This window comes from Azospirillum sp. NS33, assembly GCF_059703765.1.
The window spans coordinates 1-3,527 of sequence record NZ_BAAKJB010000072.1; the positions used below are offsets into that span (position 1 = coordinate 1).

General features: G+C 77.7%; 2 protein-coding genes. One reads left to right on the forward strand and one right to left on the reverse strand.

Annotation, left to right across the window (positions count from 1 at the left end; genetic code table 11):
- The coding region (locus tag AC6H2I_RS30340) for a tetratricopeptide repeat protein (RefSeq protein WP_497504523.1) at positions 1 to 1,843 on the forward strand (1,843 nt) is incomplete at its 5' end.
- Here the strand turns inward: AC6H2I_RS30340 and AC6H2I_RS30345 are convergent.
- Positions 1,826 to 3,527 (reverse strand): tetratricopeptide repeat protein (locus AC6H2I_RS30345; protein ID WP_497504524.1); only part of this gene is annotated, 1,702 nt, incomplete at its 5' end. The genes AC6H2I_RS30340 and AC6H2I_RS30345 overlap by 18 nt on opposite strands.

Consider the following 3,527-nt stretch of genomic DNA (forward strand, 5'->3'; position numbering starts at 1 on the left):
TCTGGCCCGCATGGCCGCGGCGCTCCGCCACCTCGCCCAGCCGCCCGCCCCGCTGCCGGCCCCGCTGCCGGCCGCCCAACCGCCGGCCGCCCAACCGCCGGCCGCCCAACCGCCGGCCGCCCAACCGCCGGCCGGGGACGCCACGGCGCTGCTGGAGCGGGCGGCCGACCTGCACAGCCGGGGTGACCGCGGCGCGGCCGCCCCGCTTTACGCCCGCGTCCTGGCCGACGACCCCGACAACCCCGTTGCCCTGCACCTCTCGGGGCTTCTGGCGCACCAGGAGGGCGACCACGCCGCCGCCATCGCCCCGGTGTCCAAGGCGCTGCGCCGGCTGCCGGCCTACGCCGCGGCGTGGCTCACCCTGGGAAACGCCGCCCTGGCGTCGGGCCATGCGGACGCCGCCCAGCGGGCGTTCCGGAGGGCCGTTGCGCTCCAGCCCGGCGCCGCGGCGGGGCTGACCAATTTCGGCAACGCCCTGGAGGCCGGCCACGCCCTGGACGCGGCCGCGGCATGGCACCGCCGCGCCATGGTGGCGGATCCCGCGCTGGCGGCGGCCCATGACAACCTGGGCGCCGTGCTGCTGCGCCTCGACCGGGCGGGCGAGGCCGAACCGTTGCATCGCGCGGCGCTGGCCCGCGACAGCGGCCACGTCGCGGCCTGGGTGAACCTGGCGGTGGCGCTGCGCCGCCTCGGCCGCCGCGCGGCGTCGCGGGCGGCGTCCCAGCGGGCGCTGGCGCTGGCCCCGGACCTTGCCGATGGCCACGCCAACCTGGGCCGGCTGCTGCGCGAGGAGGGCGGCGCGGCCGCGGCCGAGCGGTGCTGCGACCGCGCCCTGGTCCTCGACCCCGGTCATGCGGCCGCCCAGTTCAACAAGGGCATGCTGTGCCTGGCGCGCGGCGACGGGGCCGCCGGCTGGGCCGGGTACGACCACCGCTTTCAGGTCCACGACCTCGCCCCGGCGGCACGACGCGTCGACGCACCACCGTGGCGGGGCGAGGACCTCGCCGGCAAGCGCATCCTGGTGTGGCGCGAGCAGGGGGTGGGCGATGAGATCCTGTTCGCCTCCTGTCTGCCCGATCTGGCGGCGCGCGCCGGCGCCGTGGCGCTGGAATGCGACCCGCGGCTCGCCCCCTTGTTCCGCCGCTCCTTCCCGACGGTGGCGGTCCATGGCGGGCGGGCCGAGGGCGTCGGCGTCGACGTCCACGTCGCGGCGGGGTCGCTGCCGCGCCGGCTGCGCCCGGGGCTCGCCGCCTATCCGCGGCGGCCCGCCTACCTGGTCGCCGACCCGGACCGGGTCGAGCGCTGGCGCCGCCGCTTGGGCGCGCTGCCGGCCGGGCTGCGGGTCGGCATCGCCTGGCGCAGCGGCCTGGTGACGGCGGAGCGGAGCGGCGGTTACACGACGCTGGACGCCTGGGGACCGCTTTTCGCGGTGCCCGGCGTGGTGTACGTCAACCTGCAATACGGGGACTGCGCGGCCGAGATCCGCCGGGCGGAGGACGCGTACGGCTGGCGCCTGCGGCGGTGGGAGGATCTCGACCTCAAGGACGATTTCGACGGTGTGGCGGCCCTGATCACCGGGCTGGACCTGGTGATCGCCCCGGCGACGGCGGTCGGCGAACTGGCCGGCGCGCTGGGCGTGCCGACCTGGCGCTTCGGCGGGGCCGGCGACTGGAGCGCCCTGGGCACGGCGGTGCGGCCCTGGTTCCCGACCATGCGCCTGTTCGCGCCGCCCCCGGGGCAGGGCATGGACGCCGTGCTGGGCACCATCGCGCGCCGGCTGGCCGCCCTGGCCCGGCCGCCGCCGGACCGCTCACCGCCGGGCCGCTCACCGCCGCAGCGCTGACAGCGCCCGGGCGAGGCGCGGCAGGACGTCGGCGGTGGCTTCGCCGGGCCGCGGTGTCCACAGGCGCATCGTGGGAAACCACGGACGCACGCCGGTGCCCAGCCGGGTCCAGTCCGGGGCCCCGATGCGCCACACCGGGGCGCCGAGCGCGCCGGCCAGCTCGCCCGCCGCGGTCGCCGGGACGATCACCAGGTCCAGCCCGGTGATCAGGGCCGCCACGCCCTCGAGGTCGTCCTTGAGGTCGAGGTCGCCCCAGCGGTGTATGCGCGTTCCGTACGCGTCTTCGGCCCGGCGGATCTCGGCCTCGCAGTCGCCGTATTGCAGATTGACGAGGTGGAGGCCGGGCAGGGCCAGCACCGGCTCCCACTGGTCGAGGCGGGTGTAGGCGCTTTCCCGGCGGGCGTCGACGACCTGGCTGCGCCAGCCGATCCCCACGCGCAGGCCGGGGCCGAGCGCCTCCAGCCGGCGCCGCCACAGGGCCACCCGCTCGGGATCGGCGGACAGGAACGCCGGCTGGTCGGGGAAGCGGTCGAGGCGGTCGCGCAGCAGCGGGGGCAGGGAGCCGGCGGCAACCTGGAGGTCCACGTCGGGCGGGTCGATGGTTTCCCGCCCGGCGGCGTCCGTGCTCTCGGCACGCACGCGCGCCCAGGGGAAGGCGCGGGCGAACAGGGACACCAGACGACGGTCGCACTCCAGCACCACGGGGCCGCCGGCCCGGGCCAGCCCTTCGCAGCAGGACGCGAACAGGATCTCGTCGCCGAGCCCCTGCTCGTTCCACACCAGCAGCCGCCGCCCCGCCAGCCGCCCCCCGGTCCAGCGCGGCACCGCGATGGAGCGCGCCTTCTGGAGCTGGCGGGCGGAGAAACGGCGCTCGTACCCCTCCCACCCCGCGCCGAGGCCGCCGTCGCGCAGGCGCAGCAGGCCGAGGTTCCAGCCGGCCAGCGCGTTCGCCGGATCCACCCGCAGCGCGCGTTCGAGATGCGTCGCGCCGTCGCCGAGACGGGCCATCTGGCGGTCGATGGTGGCCAGGTTGTTGAGGGCGTCGGGAAGGTCGGGGCGCAGCGCCAGGGCGCGCCGGTAATGGGCCTCGGCCCGGGCGAACGCCCCGCGCAGCTCCGCGGCGTAGCCCAGATTGGCGTGGGCGGGGGCGTGGTCGGGCAGCCGGGTGACGGCGCGCCGGTGCCACCGCTCGGCCTCGTCGAGCCGGCCCTGCGCCTGGACCGCCAGGCCGAGGTGGGTGAGCGCCTCGGGAAAGTCGGGGCGCTGCACCACCGCGCGGGTGAACGCCGTGGCCGCGGCCGGGAGCTGCCCCAGCGCCTGATGAACCAGGCCGAGGTGGTTCCAGGCCAAGGGGAAGTCCGGCTCGCCGCGCAGCGCCGTGCCGATCCAGTCCAGCGCGGCGTCGTGCATCCCGGCCTGGTGGTAGACCAGCCCCAGCAGATGCTGGGCGTCGTGGTGGTCGGCGCGTTCGTGCAGGACCGCCCGGTAACCGGCTTCGGCGTCGGCGAGGCGGCCGGCGCGGTGGCAGGCCATGGCGGTGGTGAACCGGGCCTCCGCACGGCTGTCGGCGGCGGCGTCGCGCGCCCCGCGCGGGGGGGCGGTGGGCGCCGCAGCGGATTCCGCGGTGGATTCCGGCGCGGGGGGCGGGACGAGGTGGCGGAGCGTCGCGGCCATGCGGGCCAGG